This window comes from Bacillus sp. SH5-2, assembly GCF_008368905.1.
GTDB lineage: Bacteria > Bacillota > Bacilli > Bacillales > Bacillaceae_G > Bacillus_A > Bacillus_A luti.
Map to the genome: position 1 here is coordinate 223,572 of NZ_QOSD01000006.1, position 25,599 is coordinate 249,170.

24 protein-coding genes and 1 pseudogene are annotated in these 25,599 nt (G+C 35.5%); 7 read left to right on the forward strand and 18 right to left on the reverse strand.

Annotated elements, in window-relative coordinates; translation table 11 throughout:
- The first annotated feature begins 51 nt into the window (after positions 1 to 51).
- Positions 52 to 462, forward strand: a complete 411-nt coding sequence (locus DN410_RS06160; protein WP_149175812.1) for a hypothetical protein — start codon at positions 52 to 54, stop codon at positions 460 to 462.
- 201 nt (positions 463 to 663) lie between these two features.
- On the opposite strand, the gene DN410_RS06165 is transcribed toward DN410_RS06160, so the two are convergent.
- The 11 genes from DN410_RS06165 to DN410_RS06215 form a co-directional block, all read right to left on the reverse strand.
- A complete protein-coding gene (locus tag DN410_RS06165; protein WP_149175813.1) occupies positions 664 to 1,497 on the reverse strand; it encodes a DNA alkylation repair protein in 834 nt (277 codons plus the stop codon).
- A gap of 226 nt (positions 1,498 to 1,723) precedes the next feature.
- Positions 1,724 to 2,275, reverse strand: a complete 552-nt coding sequence (gene lepB / locus DN410_RS06170; protein WP_149175814.1) for a signal peptidase I — start codon at positions 2,273 to 2,275, stop codon at positions 1,724 to 1,726.
- Between the two features lie 23 nt (positions 2,276 to 2,298).
- Positions 2,299 to 2,976 carry a copper homeostasis protein CutC gene (locus DN410_RS06175; protein WP_149175815.1) on the reverse strand — a complete coding sequence of 226 codons (678 nt, stop codon included), beginning with the start codon at positions 2,974 to 2,976 and terminating at the stop codon, positions 2,299 to 2,301.
- A 164-nt stretch (positions 2,977 to 3,140) separates the two neighbouring features.
- Complete coding sequence (locus tag DN410_RS06180; protein ID WP_149175816.1) at positions 3,141 to 4,289, reverse strand: acyl-CoA dehydrogenase family protein; 1,149 nt, start codon at positions 4,287 to 4,289, stop codon at positions 3,141 to 3,143.
- Between the two features lie 154 nt (positions 4,290 to 4,443).
- Complete coding sequence (locus DN410_RS06185; RefSeq protein WP_149175817.1) at positions 4,444 to 5,076, reverse strand: YdcF family protein; 633 nt, start codon at positions 5,074 to 5,076, stop codon at positions 4,444 to 4,446.
- 330 nt (positions 5,077 to 5,406) lie between these two features.
- Positions 5,407 to 5,994 carry a GNAT family N-acetyltransferase gene (locus tag DN410_RS06190; RefSeq protein WP_149175818.1) on the reverse strand — a complete coding sequence of 196 codons (588 nt, stop codon included), beginning with the start codon at positions 5,992 to 5,994 and terminating at the stop codon, positions 5,407 to 5,409.
- Positions 5,995 to 6,701: 707 nt separating this feature from the next.
- Positions 6,702 to 8,030 (reverse strand): YjiH family protein, encoded by a 1,329-nt coding sequence (locus DN410_RS06195; protein WP_149175819.1) that lies wholly within the window; start codon positions 8,028 to 8,030, stop codon positions 6,702 to 6,704.
- A 111-nt stretch (positions 8,031 to 8,141) separates the two neighbouring features.
- Positions 8,142 to 9,020: an aminoglycoside phosphotransferase family protein gene (locus tag DN410_RS06200; RefSeq protein ID WP_149175820.1), complete on the reverse strand. Its 879-nt coding sequence runs from the start codon at positions 9,018 to 9,020 to the stop codon at positions 8,142 to 8,144.
- Complete coding sequence (locus DN410_RS06205) at positions 9,021 to 9,536, reverse strand: GNAT family N-acetyltransferase (RefSeq protein WP_149175821.1); 516 nt, start codon at positions 9,534 to 9,536, stop codon at positions 9,021 to 9,023.
- A gap of 26 nt (positions 9,537 to 9,562) precedes the next feature.
- Positions 9,563 to 10,024 (reverse strand): DUF2691 family protein, encoded by a 462-nt coding sequence (locus DN410_RS06210; protein WP_149175822.1) that lies wholly within the window; start codon positions 10,022 to 10,024, stop codon positions 9,563 to 9,565.
- 218 nt (positions 10,025 to 10,242) lie between these two features.
- Entirely contained in the window at positions 10,243 to 10,677 is a 435-nt protein-coding gene (locus DN410_RS06215; RefSeq protein ID WP_149175823.1) for a ferritin-like domain-containing protein, read from the reverse strand.
- A gap of 310 nt (positions 10,678 to 10,987) precedes the next feature.
- Between DN410_RS06215 and DN410_RS06220 the strand changes: the two genes are divergently transcribed.
- A complete protein-coding gene (locus DN410_RS06220) occupies positions 10,988 to 11,494 on the forward strand; it encodes a GNAT family N-acetyltransferase (RefSeq protein ID WP_149175824.1) in 507 nt (168 codons plus the stop codon).
- A 105-nt stretch (positions 11,495 to 11,599) separates the two neighbouring features.
- Here the strand turns inward: DN410_RS06220 and DN410_RS06225 are convergent, their stop codons facing one another.
- Complete coding sequence (locus DN410_RS06225; protein ID WP_149175825.1) at positions 11,600 to 12,781, reverse strand: YhgE/Pip domain-containing protein; 1,182 nt, start codon at positions 12,779 to 12,781, stop codon at positions 11,600 to 11,602.
- 172 nt (positions 12,782 to 12,953) lie between these two features.
- On the opposite strand from DN410_RS06225, the gene DN410_RS06230 reads away from it, so the two are divergent.
- Positions 12,954 to 13,571 (forward strand): TetR/AcrR family transcriptional regulator, encoded by a 618-nt coding sequence (locus tag DN410_RS06230; protein ID WP_304519894.1) that lies wholly within the window; start codon positions 12,954 to 12,956, stop codon positions 13,569 to 13,571.
- A 105-nt stretch (positions 13,572 to 13,676) separates the two neighbouring features.
- Here DN410_RS06230 and DN410_RS06235 read toward each other — a convergent pair whose 3' ends face one another.
- From DN410_RS06235 to DN410_RS27855, 4 genes are all read right to left on the reverse strand, one after another.
- Positions 13,677 to 16,064: an immune inhibitor A domain-containing protein gene (locus DN410_RS06235; RefSeq protein ID WP_149175827.1), complete on the reverse strand. Its 2,388-nt coding sequence runs from the start codon at positions 16,062 to 16,064 to the stop codon at positions 13,677 to 13,679.
- A gap of 294 nt (positions 16,065 to 16,358) precedes the next feature.
- A complete protein-coding gene (gene ppsA / locus DN410_RS06245) occupies positions 16,359 to 18,965 on the reverse strand; it encodes a phosphoenolpyruvate synthase (RefSeq protein ID WP_149175829.1) in 2,607 nt (868 codons plus the stop codon).
- A gap of 693 nt (positions 18,966 to 19,658) precedes the next feature.
- Positions 19,659 to 20,114, reverse strand: a complete 456-nt coding sequence (locus DN410_RS06250) for a hypothetical protein (RefSeq protein WP_179958586.1) — start codon at positions 20,112 to 20,114, stop codon at positions 19,659 to 19,661.
- A 141-nt stretch (positions 20,115 to 20,255) separates the two neighbouring features.
- The gene (locus DN410_RS27855; RefSeq protein WP_218947465.1) at positions 20,256 to 20,465 is read right to left on the reverse strand and encodes a hypothetical protein; all 210 of its coding nucleotides are present in this window, start codon (positions 20,463 to 20,465) and stop codon (positions 20,256 to 20,258) included.
- Between the two features lie 417 nt (positions 20,466 to 20,882).
- Here DN410_RS27855 and DN410_RS06255 point away from each other — a divergent pair, with 417 nt between their 5' ends.
- Positions 20,883 to 21,740: an MBL fold metallo-hydrolase gene (locus DN410_RS06255; protein WP_149175831.1), complete on the forward strand. Its 858-nt coding sequence runs from the start codon at positions 20,883 to 20,885 to the stop codon at positions 21,738 to 21,740.
- A 311-nt stretch (positions 21,741 to 22,051) separates the two neighbouring features.
- Positions 22,052 to 22,528 (forward strand): YndM family protein, encoded by a 477-nt coding sequence (locus DN410_RS06260; protein WP_149175832.1) that lies wholly within the window; start codon positions 22,052 to 22,054, stop codon positions 22,526 to 22,528.
- Positions 22,529 to 22,564: 36 nt separating this feature from the next.
- On the opposite strand, the gene DN410_RS06265 is transcribed toward DN410_RS06260, so the two are convergent.
- Together DN410_RS06265 and sasP are read right to left on the reverse strand one after the other, a co-directional pair.
- Entirely contained in the window at positions 22,565 to 23,080 is a 516-nt protein-coding gene (locus DN410_RS06265) for a DUF3231 family protein (RefSeq protein ID WP_149175833.1), read from the reverse strand.
- 294 nt (positions 23,081 to 23,374) lie between these two features.
- Positions 23,375 to 23,587, reverse strand: a complete 213-nt coding sequence (sasP, locus tag DN410_RS06270; protein ID WP_000002841.1) for a small acid-soluble spore protein, SasP family — start codon at positions 23,585 to 23,587, stop codon at positions 23,375 to 23,377.
- 231 nt (positions 23,588 to 23,818) lie between these two features.
- Between sasP and DN410_RS06275 the strand changes: the two genes are divergently transcribed.
- Both DN410_RS06275 and DN410_RS06280 read left to right on the forward strand, forming a co-directional pair.
- Positions 23,819 to 24,952, forward strand: coding sequence for a zinc-dependent alcohol dehydrogenase (locus DN410_RS06275; protein WP_149175834.1), 1,134 nt, complete (start codon positions 23,819 to 23,821; stop codon positions 24,950 to 24,952).
- A gap of 127 nt (positions 24,953 to 25,079) precedes the next feature.
- Positions 25,080 to 25,577: pseudogene (locus DN410_RS06280) on the forward strand (manganese catalase family protein); the annotation flags it as partial.
- Positions 25,578 to 25,599 lie beyond the last annotated feature (22 nt).

Below are 25,599 nucleotides of genomic sequence, written 5' to 3' on the forward strand. Positions count from 1 at the left end.
CCATTTGTTTTATTATGGTATATGTACAACAACATGTGAGGAGTGTTTCTTTTGAAAAAACTGCTAGTGATTCCTGCAATTATGATATCTCTTTGTATAAGTTATAATGTGACATTTGCGACAAATGAAGATACTCATTTAAACTCTCAAATTGAACAACGTCTCATCAATAACAACGACGTTGCCTTTTTCGGATCAAGCACTTATAGTTCCAAATATTTTGGAGGAGATAACTTAAGCGTTCTTGTACAAAATATAGGTGATTCTCCTTTTAGTTACACTTTATACAACGCTAAAGGTTCTTGGATGATTGACGGGACTTTAAAACCTGGGGAACAAGCGATAAGCAAATTCAATATTTACTGGACTGATTGGCTCCCTGACGGTGAATATAAAATTATTTTTAGAAATAGAGACGGTTCACTTTCCAAAGTTCACATTGCTACAAAACCATTAGTTTAGAATTTCCAATAAAAAAGTATGGAAGTGTAGGTTTGATCAACTTCCATTAATAACAATGGAATAAAAGAAAATATAAAGAGCATGTTTTGAACAAAAATTGATCAAAACATGCTCTTCTCATAGTTATTCAAATTATTCTTTTTTAAAACAGGATTGATTATTCGTTTCCCTCGTTCAACTAACAAGCCTATTAGCTGAACATTAATTGTTTTTCAAGATTGTTCTTTTAGCTTTTTTAATAATTCTACTAGTTGATTTTATGTCAGTATCCTTTGCCCATTCTTCACATAGGTTAATTACCCAATCCGGTTTGGTTTTACTTGCATCATTTAACCAGTTTCCAACTGAATCTTGGACATATTTTGATGGATCTGATTTAAGTAAATTAAGAATAGGAAGTGCTTTTTCAGGTTCTTGTTTTAATATTTCAATATGTTTACTCCATACTCCCCGAGGACGAATAGATTCTACAGCGAACCTGCGAATATTCTCCTCTTCACTTTTTGCCCATTCTACTAGCAACTCCACACTTTTTTCTATATTTTGTGAAAGGTCTTCTCTAATAGACATCCAAGCAATTTCTCGAACACCAAAATGATGATCCGCTGCAAAAGGTCGAATGTACGTTAATTTATCTTTTAATGTGTGATTTGATTTTTTATTCATAAACGCTGCCCAACATCGTACACTATCTGAAATATGATTGGATAATTTCAACAGTACTTCTTCCTTTTTTCTTTCACTCTCTTTGAGTATAACTTTATCTAGTAAAGTTCCTGTTACTCGTATGACTTTCATTCCAGTTTCAACGTTCTGTTTTTCCAATTCAGCTACTATACATTCCAAACTATTCTTGAGTCCTATTGAAGGTAAGACATTTTTAAGTAGTTCAATATGGTTTATAGCTAGCCACTCTGTTAGATTAACACTTTCTAATTTTCCTTGCTGTAGTAATTGTAAGACCTCTTTAGGAATTTCGTTTACTTTCTTGGCTCCTTTTCTGTTTAAAATATCTTCTTCTTCTTTCGCTACCATTTTATTCCCTCCTCGTAATACTATTTTCAAATAAACAGAGGCCATTTTGAAAAATAATAATCAAAATGGCCTCTGTCCTTCTTAAATGAACATTTAGTTTCACAAAAAATTTGATTCAAACGCACTTGGATTTCTTTAATCCAAAAGAATAAAACGGTGTAACTTTTTTATAAACAATACGACTTTATTTCAAATCCAGAGGAAGAATATTTCTCCCATACTTGCTCTATAACGCTCTCACTTGTTTCAACGGCCAGAAAACAGCTTGTCCTTTTCCGACAATTTCATCTTCTGAAATAAAACCGAACATACGACCGTCTTTAGAAACTTCACGATTATCCCCTAAAACAAACACTTGGCCTGCTGGCACTTTCGTTTTTCCTGTGATTTGTTCTAACGTAAAGTCTGGAGTTAATACACGGCCTGCTGCTTTTTCTTTAAACTCTTTTAAATATGGTTCTTCCATCGCTTTTCCGTTTACATATAAAACATCATTTTTATACTCAACTGTATCGCCTGGTAAACCAATTACTCGTTTTACTAAATCGTATCCTTCTTTTCCGTGGAAGACGATAATATCAAAGCGTTCTAATCCACTTATACTATAACCAATCTTATTCACGAGAACTCGTTCGTTATTTTCTAAAGTGGGCATCATCGATTCTCCTTGTACTAATGACGGTGTAAATAAAACACCGCGAATAATTGCGATTAATACAAGGGTAAATCCTATCGTTTTCGCCCATGAAAATAATTCTTTCTTCGTATTTTCCTTCATCGTTTCTCCTCTTTCTTAACCACTTATTTTATTATTTCAACTAATTCTTGTACTAAATTAGGCTCAATTTCAGCAAAACATGATTTCCCTTCTCTTACCGCTGTACCGACATGAGCTTGCGAAATTCCAGTTTCATCAAGCAACCGCTTTATATTTTCTTTGGTCACGCCAGCTCCAGCTACAAGTTGAATTTGACCATCGCTTACCTTTTGCATATCTGTAAGAACCGGAATATTCTCTACTATATTTCCTTGCCCACCTGAAGTTAAAACGTGCGTCACTTTATGAAATTTCTTTAACGTTTTCATCGCTTTCACTGGATTTTCGGTATCATCTATCGCACGGTGATACGTTACATTTATTCCATCAACAACAGATAATAAATCTGCTAGTTTCTCTTCATCCACTTCATTTTGTTCATTTAATACGCCTAATACAACACCAGCTGCACCTAACTTCTGTGCAACGATAATATCTTCCTTCATCATTTCAATTTCTTCTTCCGTATATGTAAACGACTTCGCATGCGGACGAATCATAACGTGAATTGGTATATGTACCGCTTCTATCGCTTTTTTAATAAATGCATAACTCGGTGTTAAACCACCTTCTGTATAAGATGAAATTAATTCAACTCGCTTCCCGCCAGCTCGTTCAATTCGTTTCACATCTTCTAAACATGTTGCAATAACCTCTAGCATGAGATAACCTCTTTTCGTGCTTTTTTCTTATTATAACATTAGTAAAAATAAGAAACCTAGCTTTCTCCTTTAAAACTATAAAAAGAAGAGTGAAAAGAAAGATTTTTAGAATTAAAATAATAAAAAGGCTGTTCCCCTTTGGAACGGCCTTTTTTATTTATTCATCACGACCGAAACGCCGCATCCGCCAACATAGAAAGTGTTGCATCATCCATCGGTGGATTGTGTAATCCCGCTCTGACGTTTAAATAGTAACGATGAAGTGGATTTTTTTCTGATAAACTTTTTGCTCCTACGATGCGCATTGCTTTATCTACAATGGATATTGCTGCATTCGTTACTGCATATTTCACTGCTGCTAGCTCTGCTTGTAGTGAAAGCTTATCTTCTGCTTCATCGTATTTTTTCGCAATTTGATATAAAAAGACGCGAGCTTGCATAAGCTCAAGTTCTAATTCTCCGACTAATCTTCTAACATTCGGCAATAAACTAATTGAATGGTTTAAACTATTTGGCTTGTATGATTCCGCAAACTGAACTGCATAATTTCTTGCTGATTGTGCGATTCCTAAATAACATGCTGGTATGTGTAGCAACCAGCCTATACCCTTTTGCTTTACTTTTCCACCTTTTACATCCGTAAAAAAGCGGTTTTCTATTTCTACATTTTGTAAGACGAGGTCGTGGCTAGCAGTTCCTCGCATCGCAACGCTATCCCACGTTTCTTCAATTGACACGCCTTGCGTATTTCTTGGAATGACAAACTCACCAACTTCTTCTCGGCCCTCTATACTTGCTGAAATAATAAAATAATCAAGTACTGGTGCCATCGTTGTGAAAGTTTTTCTTCCATTTATAATCCACTTATCACCTTTTTGAATCGCTTCTGTTTCTGGTTTGCCGCCACGCGTCGGACTTCCTGTTCTCGGTTCTGTCGCTGCGCGGTTAAAGAGTGCACCGTTACGTACTTCTTCGCAAAACCATTTGAACATCTCGTTATTCCAAGAGCGATTTTCAGCTAGTTCTTTCACGATACCGATATGCCATCCAATTGATAGCGCAGTAGCTCCACAACCTTCTGCAATTTTCTCTTGAAATAAAACGAAGTCATATAAAGAAATCGCACTTCCACCAAATTCCTTCGGTAACGTTAATTTCGTATATCCAATATCTTTCAAATCATTTATGTTTTCATACGGAAATGATCCTAATTCACTTAGTTGATGCTCCCTTTCCATGAAATTCGGAATCAATTTATTTATTTGTTCAATAATTAAAGATTGTTTTTCTGTTTCAACAAATGAGAGTGCCATACTATAATCTCCTTTATGCTCGATTCATCAACCGTTCATTTTGTCATTATGATTATATGAAGCTACCTCTCTATTGTTTCACTATTCCGATAAAAATACAATGTTTTTGGATAATAAGAAAAATCCCTATAGAAGAATAGGACCTTTTCTTATATTAATCTCCCTTCAATGCCTTTAATGGTAAAGAGGTTACATATCCAATATACGAGAACAATTCTTTAAAGAAGAATGGAATTTCTGTATCTAACGTTTTATATGCTGATGTTGGCGTTGGTGACGCATACGCTTCAATGTTAATATGTTTCGCGATTCTCATTGCACGTTTCATATGAAGTGGATCACTTACAATCGTGTATGTGCGGATTCCGTTCTCTATTCCAACTTCCTTCGCATTCTTTAAATTTTCTTCAGTAAAAAGGGATTTTGTTTCTATTAAAATATCCTCTTCTTTTACACCTTGTTTCAATGCATACACTCTCGCAGTACGTGCTTCCTCGAGTTCTGCCTCAAACTTTGTACCACCTGTGAAAATAATCTTTTTAATATTTCCGTTTTTATATAAAGAAATCGCATGATTAATTCTTTCTTTAAATACAGGAGACGGTTTTCCGTTCCATGAAGCTGCTCCTAGTACGATACCCGCATCTGTTTTCACACCAGCATCTGTTTTAAAACGATAGCTCCAAATATCATAAGCTGCATAGCTCACATATAAAATAATAGAACAAATCATTAGTAGAAATACTTGAAAGATTCGTCTTTTTTTACTTTTCTTATTTTCTTTCATTTGTAATTGCCTCCGTACATCATCCATACTTCTATAAAAAAACATTTATATCAAATCGTTTTGTTTGAGTTTGTTTAAAAGAAGGAATTTTACTTATTATATATGTATAAAAGGGTTTTCATTTAAAATTGAGGATTATCAATTCATTTTTCATTTGCGGTTTTCATTACATTTTTCAATTTATAAGTTTATTACCATACAACTACATTGTAACGAATTTTTTATCAGAAGGGAACGATGAAACAAAAGTAATTAAAATAAAGTAGCGTTTTGTAAGAAAAAAGGTATATTTTTCATGTATTTCGAACCATATACCTTTCAAAACACGAATTATAACTTTTCTTTATACAACTCTAATTTTTCTAACAATTTTTCTTTTATACTTGGCCATTCACTCGCGATAATACTATACACAACCGCATCTCTCACATGACCATTCGGCAACTTTCTTTCATTTCTAAGCACACCTTCTTTTACTGCGCCTAACCTTTCAATTGCTCGTTGTGCTTTTTCATTTCGCACATCTGTCTTAATTTGCACCCTCAACATATGCAGTTTTTCAAAAGCATACTCTAGAAGCATATATTTACACTCTGTATTTATACTCGTACGCTGTACACTTGGATGATACCACGTCTGCCCTAACTCAACTGTCTTGTCTTCTACTGAAATATTATATAATCGTGTACTACCTACAATCATATTCGTCTGTTGATCGACTACACTAAAAGGAATTTGTGTACCCCTTCCGTAACCTTTTATCGCTTTTTGAACATATTGCTGCATATCTTGAACACTATCCATTTTAGAGATTAAATACGCCCAAATCCCCTTATTTCCTTCTACAATCGAAAACAAAGTTTCGACATCATCACCATCCATTAACCGTAACCTTGCTCTTTCGTGAATGATTTCCATTTGCAGGCCCCCTTTTTCTTACTATATCATACAAAATAACATTTTATTATATCAATAATAAAATGTTAAAACCCACTTTTAAATGCACTTACATTCAATTTTTAATAAGTTCTCACATAATAATCAACCAAAAATCTCTAACAAATACCGTTTGCATCACATTGTATCAAGCTAAATTTATATTGATTTCATTTCATGTAAAATTTTTCTTTTTCTAAAGGTCTAATGTGTGTTCTTTAAAGATTTGCACAGCAAAAACGCTATTCTTTCTACAAATAGATTATTGTTTTTCATTTATGGATCAATTTTTCAGCTTGACGACATGGATAAATCTGGATGATAACCAAAAAATACTATATAATAATAAAGTGAAACTTTAATCGGTGAAAGTTTTACGGTTAATTAATATGGGGTAAATGGGAGGGTATAAAAATGCTAGATCAAATTACTTGGGGAACGCCAGGCAGCTTATTATGCTTAGGATTCTTTTTTGCAGGGTTAGGAATTTTCTTAAGAAGTATTACGTCGTATTCGAAAAACAAATAAAACATCAAGAAGGTGTACATTTTCATTTTAAGGTATTTACTTGATAAAAATACTAAACAAAAGAATCCTTCCTTTTACAGAAGGATTCTTTTTTATACCTTTCCCCTTTTCATTACTCTATCTTTATAAATTTAAAATGACTTTGATAATACTCTTCCTTTTTACAGCAACAAATAAGCAATCGGTGTAATAATAAGCAACGTTAATATCGTTCTTTGTACATAGAGAATAATAAGTTCAGATACTTTTAACGGAATATCTGTCGATAAAATACATGGAATTGAAGCGGAGAAAAACAATATAGATGAGACCGAAACAACCGCAATAACAAACTTTGTCACAAGCGGTGCACTTACAACTAATAATGATGGTAAAAACATTTCTGCAATACCAACGGATGCCGCTTTAGCAGCTAAGTCTGCTTCTGGTAATTGTAATAGCCATGTAAAAGGATAAAAAATGTAACTAATCCAATCAAATATTGGCGTGAACTTCGCCAATACGATACCGAGTAACCCTACTGACATAATCGATGGTAAAATTCCCATCGTCATGATGAAACCGTCTTTTAAGTTCACTGCGATATTTTTCATAACGCTCGGTGCAGTTTTTGATACTTCTAACGCATCTTCCCAAGCACGTTCTAACATTTTCTCCTTATAAACAGGCTCTGGAAACCCTTCTTCCGTTATGTATGTATCTGGTTTTCTACTAAGTGGCGGGATTCTTACGGTGATAGCGGTCACGATGAATGTTACAACGAGAGTAGTCCAAAAATAAACATTCCATAAATGCATAATGTCTAATGTTTTTGCGATGATAATCATAAATGTAGCGGATACTGTAGAAAAACCTGTAGCGATAATGGCTGCTTCTTTTGTCGTATATTTACCCTCTTTATACACGCGATTTGTAATTAATAAAGCCAATGAATAACTCCCCACAAAGGACGCAACCGCATCAATTGCTGATCGTCCAGGTGTTTTCCATAACGGTCTCATAATCGGACGGCAAAATGTACCGATAAATTCAAGTAACCCATATCCGACTAATAACGCTAAAAACGCCGAACCAATCGGAACGAGTAAACTCACCGATATAACTAGCTTTTCATATAAAAATGGTCCAACATCTGGCGCAAAGAACCAAGCTGGTCCAACTTTCAAACAATATAGTATACCGAAAACAACACCAACTACTTTTAAAATAGAAAAGCAAATGTCTACGATAGATGCCTTCCATTTCTTCGTATAGAATGGATAAATTGCACCCATTACCATTACAAGCAGTGCGTAATAAGGTACTACGCCAGGAACCGAAGCTCTAATCCATGACACGATATGATCAATCATAATAGACGATGAACCGTTTATCGTAACCGGCACGAAAAACATAAACACCCCTACTAAACTAGCGAGTATAAACCGAAGAATAACCACCTTCTCTCGCCCTGTCTTAATTACATTACTTTTTAATTCAATTTCACTCAAAATTCGACACCTCCTATTATCTAAATATTCTGTATAATAATGTTGTATTCCTTCTTTCTATTTCTAATATTTAATCATATGAAAAAGCCTATTTTAAAATAGGCTTTTCTACTACCTCTTATAATCATCCACAATTACTTGAATTACACGATACGATTCTTCTGCCACTATCTTATTACTAATCTTATTGGCATCATATGTAATTAACGCCTTCCAAAGCGCCCATCCTCTCGCTCTATTCCACGTTTCTTCGTCCATACGTAATATTTCTTTAAATATGTTTCTACTATTCTGATCAAAGAATGTCCAAGCCATCGCGGCATCGCACGCAGGGTCTCCTACTCCTAATATGCCAAAATCAATTACGGCACTAAGCTTTCCATCTTTAATGAGTAAGTTCCCTGGTGCAACATCCCCATGAACCCAAACTGGCTTACGCTTCCAAGTTGACTGAAGTGCTAAATCCCACAGGTGCTTTAATACTGTTTCATCAAAAACGTCCTTATTATTTTCGATAGCATCTCTCGTCTCTTTATCATATACAGATATAAGCCCACCTCGGTAAAAATTATGTACTCCAGCTATCGGTCCGTTACTCGCATCAATAGATTGCAATGCTACTAGAAATGATCCTAAATCCGCCGCAAACTCATTTAAGTCACGTACATTTTCTTTCGTAACTGTCTCTCCTTCTATCCACTTATTAATAGACCAAGGCCACGGATATTCTTCAGACGGATTCCCTTTCGCAATTGGAGAAGAAATTGGTAATGAAAGTTCCTTGCTTAATAGAGGAAGCCATTTGTTTTCCTTCTCTACTTGCGGTGCATATGCTACATCACTTGGTAATCTTACACTCATCTGATCGCCTAGATGAAACGTTCTATTATCATGCCCACTAAGCTTTACAGGTTTCACTTCTAAGTGTGCCCATTCAGGAAACTGTTCCTGTATTAACTTTTCAACTAAACTTACGTTAATTGAATGCATTCACATTCCCCTTCTCTTTTGAAACTTGCTAAGCCCATCCGTACTTCCAACATAATCAAAACCACTTCTCTTATAAAAATCATTCAATATCTGATTATGCCCTACACAATCTAACTTCAAATACTCTTTATCATGTTGCACATTCTCTTCTATCCATCGTAACATCCATTCTCCTATTCCATTTCCCGTATACTTCCGCTTCACGGCAAATCTATGAATGTACAACGAATTAGAAACTTCCTCTTTACCAAAAATATATTCATCCCATTCATTTTGTTTAGGAGAAACTGTAACCGTACCAACAATTTCATCTTCTTTCATAACAACATACGTATATTTTTCTCTTATAGCTTCTAGTATTTCAGCTGTAGCTTCTCCTCCTAAAAGGTACTGCCACTGATCTACTTCTTTATGTTGTAGCCACTGCGCTACCTCTTTTAATAGAGTAATAATGCTATCGCTTTCCTCTTCCATAGCAGTTCGAATGATACGTTCTTTACCTGTATTGCTCTCCATATTGCCGTTCTCCTTTCCTATCGCTACTATACTGATAAACGCGTTCTACCATCATTTTCATCTGTAACGTATTCCACGTAAAACCCTAAATCATGTGCATTTTCATACATCAATTCAATCGCTTTTTGTTCTTTCGCATAAATTTGTATGTACTGAGCATCAACTACTAATACGACTACCTCACACTTACTTTCCTTAAACTCTTCATATGTTTCAATATCGATTGCTTCTTCTCCTTTTGGATATGCCTTCAAATCTGCAAAAATAAGATAATATATGTTGTCTTTAAATAACCTGTTCAAATCCGATCCTTCCATTACACTTGGTTCTTCTGGAAATAACGCTTCATCCAATCCACCACGTGCTACCAAGTATGACTCCTCACTCCCCACCCACCAATCAAATGAAGAAATATGAATTGGCTTTAATACTTTCCAAAGTAAATTACTATATTCATTTGGAATTTCTACAAAGATTCCTCTTTTCATTTGTTAGCTCCTGGCGTATTTATTTTCATTTTCGCTTCATACATTATATACCAAATTCAACCACTATATTTTGTCGATCCTATGTAACTTATATTTCATCTTAAAAAAACCGTTTCACTACTGTGAAACGGTTTCCTTCTATTCATACTTTAGTATTGCAATCAATTATTACACTACATTTTAATATGTTCACCACATCAGCTATTCATTTTCAACATTCACTTCGACTTCACAAAATAATATAAAAACCATACCGCATGATTTTGTTCATCTGCAGCTATTCTTCGCAACAAGTCTTTCATAGATGCATTCGACGTTTCATCTGCAATTTCCAAATAAAAATCTACTGTCTTCTGCTCATCTTGTATAGCGAACTCTAATCCTTGTAAGTACGTATTCGGGCAGACTTCCGTAATCTGTGGTTTCGGCTGCCTGCCAGTTAAATTCGTATACATTTGTACAAAGTGATGAAAATGCTTTATTTCATCGTTACGGATTTCAAGAATTTGATTTCGTTCCACCACATTTGGAGCCATGTTGGCTAATTTCGCATAGCAGTTTATAGCGCTATACTCTCCGTTTATAGCTTTTTCAATATCATTAATCAACTTATCATTCTGCCTATACCAATCATAATCATTCAAATTATACATCGTATCCCCTCCATAATTCCGCTTAACATTTTATGCATTTTGAAATAGTCGGAGCATGTGTATATAACGGGACAACTGTAAATCTAAAATAAAGATTGCTGCAATGGTCTATTTTGCAAAGGAATTGCTTATTCATAAAGTGAAACTATAATCAGTGGGGATTTTAATGCACGGCAAGTAGCGGATAAAATATCACTATTTTTTTGTACACTGTTACTATAAATTCGCGAATGAATCAGGTTTCCAACCAGATGTGGTGTTGAGATGCGAAGCTATTATGAATACAGTCATATAACTAGGAGGTTCCACTATGCCATCTTTATTTAAACCTATGGCGTTCCAGCTGAAAACCGAAAGACTTGAGCTTAGTATGTGGGAGGAATCCGATTCCGTTTGGCTGAGCAAATTAATTGGCGAACGTGGTGTGGACATTCCAACCGTTGATTCCGTTCGTAACTGGCTCATTGAGATGCGCAAGAAGGCAGACGAAAATGGCATTTCCCTTCTCACTATTCGAAGGCGCAACGAAGGTGATTTCATCGGATACTGCGGCTTAATTATTGGTCGTTCTACACTTGAAGAGCCGGAGATTGCATACGAGTTGTTCCGCAGTGCTCACGGTAAAGGCTACGCGACTGAGGCAGCATCCGCTGTGCTAGACGCTACGATTGCTACTGGGCGCCACAAACTTTGGTCGACTGTAGGCGCTTGGAATGTTGCTTCCCTCCGTGTGCTAGAAAAGATCGGTTTTACGCGGCATCACAGTACGTGGGACGACGAGCGCGGTGAGATTATTTGGAACGTACGCGATCTTTAGAAATCTCGATACTATGGAAAGAACAAAAGGCCATTCACTTAAGCAAAAATCCATATAAATTTCATCACAAAAACCGTTTCACTACTAGTGAAACGGCTTTTATTTTTAAGCATGTAATTCTGTTTTATGTCCCTTTACTACACTACGCTTCAATGCCGTTGCTAGTATAATAACCATACTTACTATCCCAATCCAAACGAGCACAGTAACAGGTGTATTCCAGCTTAACCCTTTTCCGAAGAAGAAGATTTCTCTAAGTCCTTCTATCATAAACTTCATTGGTAACCATGAGTAAACCCAGTCTTGATAAAACGGAGACAACATCTCAGGCGCTAATGATAATAATGGCGCTCCGAAGAATAGTAATAAAGCAAATACACCAATTCCTTTTAGCCCAACTAATGATAGTACTGCCGAAATCATTAAGAAGAAGCTAAACGCTGTAATGGATAAGAACAACGCCGTATCCATTACATTCGAAATATTTAATCCTACCATTCCCTCTGCAATCCATGTAAGACCAAATCCAATTACAAGGGCCGCAATTGCTCCTGTTACGATTTGTTTTACTTTCAATATAAAGTTTTCTTTTCGTGAGCCGACTGGTATTTTACGAATTGCAATAAAGATGATTGCTGCGCTCGCTAAACTTGCAATCCATAGCGGTTGGAATAATGAAATTGGCGAGTTACCGTTCGCACTATTTTTTCCGACCTCATTTACATTTGTCACTTTCTTCGTAATAGGTGTTGCTACATTTGAAACTTGGTCTGCTGTTAAAGTAGCTCCTTTTGCTTTCAATCCGTCTAGTAGCTGCGTACGAACAGTGTTATTCATATTATCAACGATTGCCTGTAACATCTGCCCTGCCATAGTGGATGCTGCTGTATTCATTCCTTGATTGATGAATATTTCTACCTCAGGCGAAGATGGCTGTGGTGTTCGTAATGATGCTTGTTTTGCGCTAAATTCTTTCGGGATGACTAATGCCGCGTAATACTCTTTATTGTTTAATCCCTTTTGAACAGCTTCTTTATTTTTTACTTCTACCCACTTCACTGCGGGTTCTTCCTCTGATTTCGCTGTTTTTTTCATGTTATCAACGATTGTTTGCCCCATATTCATTTTCGCTTGATTCGGAATTTCGACTCCTTGGTCCTCATTTACAATGGCAATTGGTAAGTTTTTAGGCTGAGGTTGAACGGTTGGAAATAATGTTAATGAAAAAATAAAAACAACAAGTAGTGCAATAACTGGTGACCACCATAAAAGTTTATTTTTAAACATTTTCTTTTCTCCTCCTTTAATTTTCGTTACAATAAATGAACAACGTGTTGTTTATTTATATTTTGAATTATATGTTTGAGCTACACCTTATTCAATAATCAAAAATCGTGAATGTGTCGGTTATAAGACACATCCTTTAAATGTGTTGGCTAAAATTAAGGAGGGACATGCTTTGCGCGATAGTAATTTAGATTTACGTGTTGTTCGTACGAAAACTGCCATACGAAATGCATTAGTGGAATTAATTGAAGAAAAAGGTTTTGACGCCATTACAGTGAAAGATATTACAACGAAAGCAAACATTAATCGCGGTACTTTCTATGCGCACTATCAAGATAAATTTGATTTAATGACGAAATGCCAAGAAGACATCATGTATGAGTTTTCTAGCATTGCCAAAAAGAGATTCCCAGAAGTGATTGCGGATCTCGGATCAAATCCTTCTCCAACAATGCCGTTTCTACTTATCACTTCTATTCTTGAATTTCTAAATGAAAATAGTGATTTTATGAAAGCTGTACTTAGCCCAAAAGGAGATTTATCTTTTCAAACAAAGTTGAAAGACTTTATGTGGAAAACATTATTTGAAGATACGAATGGTGCTCTCATTAATAAGGAAAATTTACTTGTTCCAAGCCAATACTTAACTTCTTATATGGCATCCGCTCATATAGGTGTCATCCAGCAATGGTTAAATAGTGGCCAAAAAGAAACACCTGAGGAAATTGCTCGTATTTTATCAACAATCGCAGTTCATGGACCTTTTTATGCAGCTGGTTTAAAGAAATAAGCCCGCTTGCTTAGTAATTTCTATTATTTTATTAATAACTTGAAATTTATGTTTCTGTAAAAAAAAGCTGTTGAAAGGACTCCCCCTTCAACAGCTTCTACATTATTAACGATATAAACGAACTGCACCTGCAGAGTTATCATCTGCTTGTCCAACTACTTCAAATTTCAATCCAAGCTTCGGTACTTTACGTCCTGCATCTGGGATTAAGTCGTTCATATATGCTTTAGAATCATCAAACTTCGTTACACCTGGTAATCCTTTGTAATCATATGTTCCGCGTGTTGGAGATACAACTTTCCATGCTGGCGTTTGGTTAAAGGAGAACGCAGCATCTGCGATTTGGAATCTTGTACTATTTTTAACAGTTGGTTTTCCGTTTAGCGTTCCAACAATTGCCTCTGGGTGAGAGTCAACAACTCCTAAGAAACCTTCACCTGGATGCATACCCACCCAATTATCTGTAAAGCTAGAGTCTGCATACCATACTAGAAGACCTGTATTATACGGTACACCACTGCTATATTTTAACGCTTGATCAGCACCAGCATAGTTTCTCCACTCTAAATAGTAGTTATGCTTCTTCTTATCAAAACCGTTTGCTACAACGAAACCATTTAATTTTAATTTCGTTTCATCCTCTGCATCATCAGAGAACACAACATTCCCATCTACAGTTAATGTAGCATTATCAAAAGTAAAACCGGTCGGCGCTAAACCACCATCTGTAATGTATTCGAATACTAATTTTACTTTTTGACCTTTAAATTTGCTTAAGTCATAAGACTTATCTACCCATTTACCATCTGTTGTGTCTAGACCATTTTTCACATTCTTTTCACCAATTCGATCCACTAACGTTTTCGTACCATCTTCTTTCACTGCATGTACTTCAAGGAAATCATAATCCGTTTCAATTTCATACATTGATTTGTAATCAAACTTCGCATTTGTTGCATTTGTTAAATCAAACACTGGCGTTTCTAATGTTGTATGAAGATTATCACCTTTTGTACTATAGTAGTACTTCTTACCGAATGCAGGCTGAATACCTTTTACCTCTTTATCTGGTAAGTTAACGCGAACCAGACCAGGGCGATTTGATTTCGTTACACTTTGATCTAAATACGTCGCATAACCGATACCGCGATTTAATTTATTATAGTCAACCTCTACAATATTTGCCCAGTTTCCACCCATGTTCTTTTGAAAGAAATCTTTGTTTTGTGGAGAGAAACTCGGTGGCGTTGTTCCTGCAATTTTACCAGCCCAGCTGCCGCCGCTCATAACAGACCAAGAGTTAATTGGCTCACCTGCTCCTGAGTACTTCGTATCATACTCATCTGGAAGACCTAAATCATGACCAAATTCATGTGCGAATACACCAACTGCTCCGTCTTCTGGCTCAATTGTGTAGTCGTATGCTGCCATTTTACCGCCCCAGTTATCAACTTTTGCTTTTGTTCCTTCAATTGGATATGGTGTTCCAAGGTGCCAACGATGTGACCAAATTGCATCATCACCTAATCTACCACCGCCTCCATCTTGTCCAACTCCAGCGTGAATGACCATTAAGTGATCAATCAGACCATCTGGTTCATTTTTATTGCCATCACCATTATTGTCATATTGATCGTATTCGTCAAATTCAGATAAATCAATACCACTTTCTACAGCCGCATTTAATGCCTCTTTTACAAAATCACGCGGTCCTTTTGGTCCCATATTATCATGACCGCCATCTCCTGCATCTGCGCCATAATCTGCCGCATTACCAGGGACTGTCAACCACTTTGTTACTGTGCCATCTACTGTATAACTACCACCAGATTGCTCTTCATAATATTGTTTAAATGTTGGTACTTTTGAACCATCAAAGAGTGTAAATGGCTCATTACCAAATAACATTTTTTGATAATGTTCTGGATTAAAATCGTTTGAATACATATAACCTGGTACTTGATCAATATTGTTATGCTTAAAGTCAGCAAACTCTACTAGCAATACAAGAACTTTATCTTTACGAACATCACCGTTATATTGTTTTTGCTTCGCTGAAGTAGTTGGTACTTTGCCGTTTAATCCCCCTTTAACCGGCTCTTGTCCAACTACCGGGCCACTAGCAGGTTGATCTGCTTTTTCTTTCTCATCTGCTTTTGCATCTTTAACTTTTTTCAAAAAGTCAGCAGCTTCTCTCGTAACACTATCCCCCGCTGCTGGTTCTTTTCCAGCATTTTCACCTTTTTTCTTCTCTACGTATTTTTCAACAGCTTTTAATGTGTCTTCTTTCGACGTAGATTCACTAATTACACCGCGTTTCTTGAGCGCATCTGCTAATCGCTCCTCTTGAATTAAATTTTCATCAATTGGACTTAAAGTTCCTCCATTAGACGGCGTTGCCGCATAAGCAGATTGCCCCCCATACCCAAATGTGCAACTAAGCACTGCTGCCGCCGCAAACGTAGACAGCACTTTAAAAGGCTTTTTCTTCATCCCTATTCCTCCCCAATATTAAATACGATACAACGTTTATATATTATAGAAAATTCAGATAATTAACAATGTATTGTCTTGATTTGTAATATTTTTGAAAAAATCCTTTATTTTAGATGAACATACATTCTGATTCATCAATGTTTCAGGAAATATTGATGAAAGTTGATAAAACTATTAAAATCTCTGTATATCATACGCTCCTTTTTATTTCGGTCTTCCGTTTCAATTAAAATCATAAAGAAATCGTCCACTATATTTAGTGGACGATTTCTTTATTTATCTAAAAGACAATTACAGCACTTCAATATACCCTTCTGTTCCATGTACCCGAATTCGTTGACCGTCTTTGATTAGTTTCGTAGCGTTCTCTACCCCAACAACTGCCGGCAATCCATATTCACGTGCAATAACTGCTCCATGCGTCATAAGTCCACCGACTTCTGTTACTAACCCTTTTATCGATACAAACAATGGTGTCCAGCCAGGGTCAGTAAAAGCTGTAACTAATATATCTCCCTCTTCTAAATTCGCATCTTCCATGTTTAAAATAACGCGAGCTCTTCCCTCTATAACTCCAGAAGAAACAGGCAGACCTACAATCACGTCACCTGGGAGGTTTTCTCGTTTATATTTACCTGTAATGATTTCTCCATCAGACGTCATTACACGCGGAGGTGTTAATTTTTCATATAATTTGTAATCATTTTTTTGTTTATGAATAAGCTCGTAATCTAGTTTATTCGTGCGGACGACTTCGTGAAGTTCTTCAAAAGTTAGGTAGTATATATCATCGATTTCATGAATGACACCGCTTTGCACAAGTTGCTCAGCTTCTTTCAATAACGCCTGCTTATATATGAAATAACGATTAATCATGCCGTATTTCGGGTATTCACGATAACCGATGAAATTCCGGATGTTACGAATCATACGCTTCGTCTCTTCTACTTTTTGTTTACCATCCGGCAAATGCTGCAATCGATCTAATAGTTCTTCTTCTTTTTTCAAAGCTTCCTGCAGTCCTACTTCAAACTTCCGCTTACTAGCACCGGCTTCGAAATCTCTTATATGATTTAAAATCATCGGGATAATTGTAGTTGGTTGTTCACTCCAGCGCGTTTTCGTAATGTCAATTTCTCCGCTGCATCTCATTCCGTATTTATTTAGAAAAGCATCGATTGCATCCCGTGCTTTTTCCCCGCCTTCAAACTGAACGAGTTCATCTAAAAAGCTACTATCTTTTACGTGCTGTAAATATGCAATGACTTTTGGATAAGGGCGAATCACATCTGCAACGTCCATTAATGCTAAACCCATTTCTGACGTAATATTATTTTGTACAGATTGAGAAAGCGTGTCTGCTGCATTCTTTTCACCTAGCCATTGCTCCATTTTTTCATTGATCCATGTTGAAGCATTCATACCTGCCATAATGACAGCCATACTTTGCGGATGAAATAGTATTTTCTTTAATTGCTGAATATCTTCCAAAATAAAATCAAGTACATCCACCCCTGATTTCGTTTGCATGTTTCGTTTTAACTCTTCGATTGATGCTTGACTCTTCTTTATTAAATCCGTAACGATTGCCGGATTGTTTTCGATTTCTGGTTGTGAGCTTACAGGTGCCCCACTTTTACCAACACTCTTTCCTGTTTCATCATCCGGTAACAATTTAATAAAATCATCTCGCTCGACTACAGTCGTTAATGCATCTTTAATAAGCGGTTCCGAATTCCCTATCGTATTTAATAAAAGTTCTCTACTTGTTGGCGAAGCCAATCTTTGTGCAACATCAACAAACAACCTTCCCCCTGCATGAAACCTCTGTCCAAAAGATGTTAACTGGAATAAAGACATTCCTAATGGCTTCAAAGGATCTGTCATCATTTGCTGATGACCAACCGATACATACACATGATTTTCCCCATCATTTGCTTCTGGAATTGGATATAAAGTCGTGATTGGGCGACTTTGGACAATATAAAATGTATCCCCAGCTAAACACCATTCGATATCTTGCGGACAACCAAAATAAGCTTCGATCTGTCTTCCGATACGTGCTAGTTGTAATATTTGTTGTTCAGACAATGTTTGAAGCTTTTGCTGAGCAGGATCAATCTGTTTCGTCTCTGTTCCGGCCTCTTTTAAGGCATAAATAGCTACTTTTTTAGTTGCAATCATTTTATCGACAATTTCGCCTTCTTTTACTTTATAATTATCGGCAGAGACGAGTCCTGATACTAGCGCCTCACCAAGTCCAAAACTGGCATCAATTGATAACACCTTTCGGTTAGAAGTAATCGGATCAGCAGTAAACAAAATGCCCGATGCCTCCGGGAATATCATCCTTTGAACGACAACACTTATAGAAACTTGATTATGATCAAAGCCGTTTTGCATGCGGTATATAACCGCTCGATCTGTAAATAAAGAAGCCCAACATTTTTTAATATGCTGCAAAATAGCTTCTTTTCCAATCACATTTAAATACGTATCTTGTTGACCTGCAAACGAGGCATGTGGTAAATCTTCAGCAGTAGCACTCGAACGCACTGCATATGCATGTTCATCGCCAAAGTGCGAGAGATAACGAGCTACTGATTCCACTACATCAACTGGAATTTCCACCGCCATAATGACTTCTCTAATCTTCTTACTAATTTCACCAATTTGATCTCGTTCCTCAATTTTTAGCATTGCTAATTGATTCAACAAAGTTTGAAACGCTTCATTTTTTCCGATGGCCTGTTCATACCCTACCGTTGTAACACAAAATCCTTCTGGCACTTGTATCCCTTGAATATTTGATAACTCCCCTAAATTCAATCCTTTTCCACCGACGAGAAAAAGCTGCGTTTTTTCTATTTCCTGAAAATCGAGAACGAAAGAACTCATTTGGCACCTCTCCTTACTATTCATGTGTTCTTGATTGTAACAGTAGTAAATGAGAAGAAACAGTCTATTTCGAACGTAAATTACATGATATAATTAAGTTAGGAAGGGATCATCACTTCTGTTACAATTGGACGCGAGGCTTTCGTTTGCTCCTTTATCATTTCTTTAATAATGTGATTCGAACTATAAATCAACCTCAGTTCGAACCATAACATTACAATAAATCGTAATTTTCAGATAAAAACTTTGTAATATTTGAAGTATAACATTGCCATAAATTTTCCCTAAAACCAAAACATTAGTAGTTCATCTAAAAACAGCTCAACAATCCTTCTTCTACAAAAGATAAAAAGAAACGGATCCAATTTAATTTTTTTCAGATTGGATCCGTTTCTTTTTGAACACATATTCAATTTTATATAAAAGTGGAACATCCTTAACTTTTAATGTCTAGAAATTAAAAAAAGACTGTTTTTGAAGATTCATTCACTGAAAAAACAATTAAGCTTTCTTTCAAAACCACAATTTAAAAATAAACCTCTTATATTTTGGAAGCATAAAACTGCTACAATGAGTAAGAGCCATCCCCTTGCGGATGTATACCACAAAATTTGCTTAATGCTATTGTAGTCTACCTTACCCCTGTTTGAACGAAAACTATTATTATCCGAATAAATAAGTAAATTTGTATTTTTAAGACGACGTGCTACCTGAACCTCCAAGTAAACCACCAAGGGTTTTCACCAATTTTTGTAATACTGGTGTAATATCTTCTTCGGACGTTATTCTAATACAAGGTAATTCAACTTGGAGTTTCGTTCCCAAAAGAACAACTGTAAGTGGTACTGGGATTGATACACAAACAGCTTCGCTTCCATCACATTGACACTTATATTGTTGTGGCTGTTGTGACTGTTGTAGCTGTTGTGGTTGTTGTGGTTGTTGTGACTGTTGTGGTTGTTGTGGTTGTTGCCATTGTTGTAGTTGTTGCCATTGTTGTGGTTGTTGCCATTGTTGTGGCCTTATCCCTCTACTCATATCAATATTCCGGCTGTCCATTACAAAAGGATAAGAGTCCAATGGATAAGACTGATGAAAAGAATTTGTGTATCCATAAGGACTATTATATACTTTTCTTTCTTCATTCATTTTTTCACCCCCCTTTCCGTTACATCGTATTAACCTAGTAGCCGATGGGTTCATTAGATTAAATAAGGATGAATAAATACAATCTAGATATGGTCCTGAAAAATTTTAGGAAAATATTTTTTTATTGTTTTTCTACTAATTCTATATTTCTTTTGTATCTACCTTAAATTCAAAGTTCAATAGATTAATCTTCTTTCGATTAGAAAACGATTCTTGGTTTTCTTGTTGCTCCATATCAAATAAACTTTTATCAGTTTTGTCTCTAGCAATTAATCGCATTTCTCGATCTTTAATTGCTTGTTCTAACACTCTTTCACATGCTTCTCTCTTATAAATAAAATCGGCTATCATTTTTGCAGAAATGTTAAATGATTTATTATAATTTTCAAACCTTTTTAAGCTCTGCCGTAATATGTTTTAGTTACCTCTCTCTTCTATTTCTAAAAATTGAATAATACTCAGATATACATCTAACCCATTTATTATTTACATATGCATAAGCAATGCAGATATCATAGAGGTCATATCTAACAGCCGCTTTCATATGTACCTCTATAAAAGTTAATATAATGTAGGGTTTTCTAAACTTTTGCTTGCGTCCTATATAAGTTGACACTTATTTGCTAAAGTCTCTACTCCTGATTTTCGGAATAAGAATAATGGATTTTTGTAATATCCTACTCGTTCCTTTTAATAAGTCGCTCAAAATGGATTTTCAAAATTAGGGAACTATAATGTGGTATTAAAATAACATTAGGAGGATAAAAATTGGACAATGAAATGAATTATGGAAGTGATTACGAGTTTATTCCAGCAACTTCAATTGAAAGTGGTCACGGCATCGAAGTATTACCTGATTTATTTTGTTACACGATTCAAATCGTCAATATATGCTTTTTTGGAAATCCGCATACCAATGATTTTGTTTTAGTTGATGCTGGAATGCCTAAATGTGCAAATGAAATTATCTCTATCGCTGAGGATCGATTTGGTACCGATAGTCGCCCAAAAGCAATTATTTTAACTCACGGTCATTTTGATCATGTTGGGGGAATAATTGAACTCATCAAATATTGGGATGTTCCGGTCTATGCCCATCAAATGGAGATACCATTCCTGTCTGGACAACAAAGCTATCCAGAACCAGACCCTACAGTTGAAGGTGGTATGGTAGCGAAAATGTCTCCTCTGTTCCCAAACGAACCAATTGACTTAGGAAATAATGTAAAAGCGCTACCTACCGATGGAACTGTTCCCCATATGCCAGAGTTTAGATGGATTCATACACCAGGACATACTCCAGGGCATATTTCATTATTCCGAGAAAAAGACCGAACTTTAATTGCTGGGGACGCTTTTGTTACGGTAAAACAGGAGTATCTGTATAAAGTAATAACTCAAAAACAGGAAATAAGCGGTCCACCTCGTTACTTAACAACAGATTGGAAAGCTGCTAAAGAATCCGTTATTAAATTAGAAAAATTAAAGCCTCTAGTCACTGTTACTGGACATGGAATACCAATGTCAGGTGAATTGCTATCAGCAAGCCTCAAAGCACTCGTTCAAGAATTTGATAAAATTGCTGTACCTGATTACGGAAAATATATAGATAAAAAGATGCATTAAACGCGAAAATACTTTGTTTATTTTTATATTAATGAATCAGAATATGATACAAAGTCAAAACACCAAAAAATATTAAGTTTAATATGAAAAAAACTGTACTTAGGCAACATCTCTATTATAAGAATGGAACTACCCTTTGTGAATAAAGCTCGATATTCCGCAAATACTATCCATAGTATAAGCCTGCTTCTTACCCAGGTTGTACTTCTTACCATTAAAGGGTGATTAAAACGGGTTACGCTATATAAAAGCATAACCCGTTTTTAATGAAATATTTTATTCCATATACGTTTAAACAATGGAGGAAAATGATGAAACATATTGTTGCTTTATTAATTAAATATACAGCGATAACTGCAGTATTACTAATCATACTTAGTATCTTTAAAGGCATTTCAATTCCTAAAGTATTACTAATTTCTCTTTTCCTTACAGGAGCTGCCTATTTAATTGGAGATCTCTTCATTTTACCTAAATACGGAAATATGATTGCTACAATAGCAGATTTAGGCTTAAGCTTCTTTGGAATTTGGTTACTAATATCCTTGTTTACTGATTTAGATGCTACTCGTAATATTGGACTTTCTTCATTTATAGCCGCTTTAATTATTGGTGGAACAGAAGTTTTCTTCCACATTTATATGAAGAGGCTAGTGCTACGTAACGACGATGAATTAACAAATCACAATCATATTCAACATAATAAATATGCTATGGAAATGTCAGATGAATATATAGATTCTTCCACAATAAATAAATCCAAGCTTGAGGATACATCTAAAAAATAAAAAAGTGGCCAACGCCACTTTTTTATTTTTTGTTTATTACGCTTGATCAGAATTTCTTACATGTAATGGAGGTGGAACTACCCATCCCTTTTTCTTACTTAAACGTAGCAGAGTTACACCTGCCTGCGCTTTTTTCATATGAAATTGTCCAAATAACATGCCTACATCTTCTCGAAGGCATTTTCCCATTACTTGACTACATGTCACAAGTCCAGCTGCTAATCCTGTAGAAACAGCTGCTGCAATTTCAGCATCATTAATACGTGCTCCAGGAGGAATGTCTTCGATAGATGCAACTGGTCGTTCTGGAGGAGCAGGCGGTAAAGCGACCCCATTAATCTTTAAAAGAGCTTTTAATTCTTCTATTTCCGAATTTATATCATTTTCAATTAAGCCTTCTAAAAACTTCTTCAAATCTTCATCACCTGTATGATTCATAAATACTTGGTGGCTTGCAATCGCACCCTGTGCAGCAAGAAGATAACTCCAAATATCAAATACCTCTCCGTAATGTAACGGTTCATTTTGAGGATTTCCACTTAATATACCCATTTTTAAATTCCTACCTTTCGAAAATACCATAATAAATATTGATTTCAATATTGAAATCAAATTTTTAAGTATACTTTTTCCTGCAAAAGATTTTCTACTATGCATGGAAAACACCTTTCCAACACCGCGTGTTTATTGTTTAGGAAAGTAGTTTACAAATTAAATACTCAAAGATTATGAAAGAAGATTATCAATAATCTTTGAGTGAGAATCTGTTTAATATAAGGGTTTTTATTTTTATGAATACACAAAAGAAATTGATTTACATATTTGCTATATTTTATGCCAATTTACTTAGCGGTTAGCTCTACCACCAAGTTGTTGTTCTGCCATTGCTACTAAACGTTTTGTAATTTCACCACCAACAGATCCGTTTGAACGAGCTGTTGTATCTGCACCAAGTTGTACACCAAACTCTTGTGCAATTTCATATTTCATTTGATCAAGAGCTTGTTCAGCGCCTCGAACTAATAATTCATTACGACTTCCACTATTATTGTTTGCCATATTGTTTCACCTCCGATGTTTTTAATATGCTACAAATTATGAAATAATAATTATCCTTTTTGTGGGAATTAGATTATGAATAAATATTGAGTTTCTTCTTAAAATAGGGACAAAAGACATAAGAAAGAAGAGTTGCTATAACATACTTATAGATTTCTCTTTACTAAAAATTTCTGCTTTGCCAAGAGATACATATAAATTATAAAAAATGATTCCTTAAGGAGATATGAGATGAAGGCTGTAACCTATCAAGGACCAAACCAAGTACAAGTTAAACAGGTGAATGATGCAAAGTTAGAGAAAAAAGATGATATTATCGTAAAAATTACTTCAACCGCTATTTGCGGTTCTGATTTACATTTATATCAAGGTAACATGCCTTTACCTCCAGGGTACATTATTGGTCATGAGCCAATGGGAATTGTTGAAGAAGTTGGTCCAGATGTTACTAAAGTAAAAAAAGGTGATCGTGTTGTTATCCCCTTTAATGTTGCTTGTGGACATTGTTTTTATTGCCAACATGAAATGGAAAGTCAATGCGATAACTCCAATCCTCATTATGATTCTGGTGGATACTTTGGTTATACAGAGAAATTTGGTAATCATCCAGGCGGACAAGCAGAATATTTAAAAGTTCCTTTTGGAAATTTCACTCCATTTGTTATACCGGAATCATGCGAACTTGAAGATGAATCCCTACTATTTTTATCAGATGTTTTACCAACAGCCTATTGGAGTGTAATAAACGCAGGCGTTAAGCCAGGTGATACTGTTATCGTCCTTGGTTGTGGACCTGTTGGATTAATGACACAAAAATTTGCTTGGATGCAAGGTGCTAAACGTGTAATTGCAGTGGATTACTTAGATTATCGGATGAATTATGCAAAAAAGATTAACAATATTGAGGTATTTGAGTTTACAAAATTCCCCGATATGGGAGAACATTTAAAGGAAATTACACATGGTGGTGCCGATGTAGTCATTGATTGCGTGGGGATGGATGGAAAAAAATCGCCTCTAGAATTTCTGGAACAAAAATTGAAATTACAAGGCGGAACTCTCGGCCCTATTCAAATAGCTACGAAAGCCGTAAGAAAATATGGAACGGTTCAAATGACCGGCGTTTATGGTGGTAATTATAATGCATTTCCACTCGGGGCATTTTGGGTTAGAAATATTAATCTTAAAATGGGACAAGCACCTGTCATTCATTTTATGCCGGAGCTATTTGAAAAAATAATAAATAAAGAATTTGATCCAAAAGAGATTATCACGCACAAAATTCCCCTTGAAGAAGCGAGCTATGGTTATCAAATTTTTAATAATCGTGAAGATGATTGTATAAAAGTCATTTTGAAGCCTTGAAGATACAATTCATTATTCTTAGTGCAAAGATAAGATTACACTCCGTAATCTTATCTTTTTTATTAAATTCTAAATAGCTATTCCCCCATTTTCATCTCACATCGAAAATAGTTATTTCCGAAAAACTTTGCATTTTGATGCAGCTAGCAACCCATGGAATGGATCTTGGGTATATAGTCATGGAAACTTAATTAGCGATTTACTAGATAATGTCGTACTTGAATCTACAGGTGTACTTCAAAAGACTAGAATTTATGAAATGAGTTCTAATCAAACATTTAGAGAAACTCTTGCATTTTTAATTGTACGTGATAATGCACATCAAAATGCTTTTGCAAAAGCTTTAGAGACATTAAGGGTCGAATGGGGAAAACTCTTCCCTGTGCCGAACTATGATATTAATAAATACCCAGAGTGCAGAAAATATGTAGACATGGGATTCCATAATGCACAATTTAATTTCAGCTTAGATCCAACAAGAATGGGAGAAATATTCCAAGGTGAATCACCAAGTAGAACCAAAGGAACATTAACAGTAACGGAACCGCCAAAAGGTTTTCCTGTACCAGAGCTTCCTGAAATGCCAAATGAGCATAGTCCCGGATTAAAAGATATGGATTTTTAAGATAATTATGGCCAACTATTTA